The sequence below is a fragment of the Klebsiella sp. MS 92-3 genome (assembly GCF_000195655.1).
GTDB classification, from domain to species: domain Bacteria; phylum Pseudomonadota; class Gammaproteobacteria; order Enterobacterales; family Enterobacteriaceae; genus Klebsiella; species Klebsiella pneumoniae.
The window spans coordinates 64,232-64,659 of the sequence record NZ_GL882814.1 but is presented as its reverse complement, the minus strand read 5'-3'; the positions used below and the strand labels follow the sequence as shown (position 1 = coordinate 64,659).

At 62.6% G+C, this 428-nt stretch carries 1 pseudogene; it reads right to left on the bottom strand.

From position 1 onward, the window contains the following. Window positions 1-361: pseudogene (locus HMPREF9538_RS12960) on the bottom strand (LacI family DNA-binding transcriptional regulator); the annotation flags it as partial. Window positions 362-428 lie beyond the last annotated feature (67 nt).

The following is a 428-nucleotide window of genomic DNA, read 5'->3' as shown; positions in this document are numbered from 1 at the left end:
GGGGGGGCGCGCCGGAGGTGATGATCACCCCGGCGACGTGATAGCTCAGCAGTTGTTTAAGCGAGGGGGCGAGCTGCTGCGGATCGTCAGCGTTCATCAGCAGCGGCATAAAGCCATTGAGCGCCAGCTGATGGACCAGCGGCGCCAGCAGTTTGCTGCGAAACGGGTTGTCGAAACCGGCGGTGACGATGCCGATAAAATTACTGCTGCCGGTGATCATCGTCCGGGCGATGATATTCACCTGATAGCCCAGGGCTTCCGCGGCGCTCAGCACCTTCTGCCGGGTCTTCTCCGACACCGAGGCGCCGGGGGTGAAGGTGCGGGAGACCGCCGAGCGCGAGACCCCGGCCAGTCTGGCCACGTCCTCGGCCTTAATCCATTTTTTATCGCTCATCGTCGTTTCGCGCCGTCTGTTTTCCAGGAAGCCC